Source organism: Alcanivorax profundi, from assembly GCF_003597125.1.
In the GTDB taxonomy this organism is placed as follows: domain Bacteria; phylum Pseudomonadota; class Gammaproteobacteria; order Pseudomonadales; family Alcanivoracaceae; genus Alcanivorax; species Alcanivorax profundi.
The window spans coordinates 1-409 of the sequence record NZ_QYYA01000149.1 but is presented as its reverse complement, the minus strand read 5'-3'; the positions used below and the strand labels follow the sequence as shown (position 1 = coordinate 409).

At 47.4% G+C, this 409-nt stretch carries 1 protein-coding gene; it reads left to right on the top strand.

The features are described from left to right. Nucleotides 1-59: 59 nt before the first annotated feature. A partial coding sequence (locus tag D4A39_RS19315; protein WP_233552540.1) for a hypothetical protein occupies nt 60-409 on the top strand: 350 nt, incomplete at its 3' end.

Sequence of the window (409 nt, the reverse complement as noted above, 5' to 3'; positions counted from 1 at the left end):
GAATGATTTTCCTGACGGATAAGGACTCGGAAATCTACCGGTCTAAAATGTGGTGCGCAGTGCTGAGTAATGAAGAGATTATGAAGCGCAGGCAGGCGTTTCTCGACCGTGGACTGACGGTTGACGGAAGGGGAGATGCAAAAGTTAATAGTTTACAGTTTACAGTTAATAGCAATAGTAATGACAACGTTCAAAACAATAGACTTTCGGGCAATCATGGCGATTATGCTGCTTCTGCTGGCACTGCTGTTCAGCCTGCCCAATCTGGTAATAGCAATCATGCTGATGATTCTCATCTCGGGAATCCTGGAGGCAATTATGGCTCTGGTGAACTGGGAGAGGCCAGTGAGAAGAATCTGATAGCCTTTGATCTGTTCGTGCAGTCGGCTGGGCTTGAGGGGATGGCGAT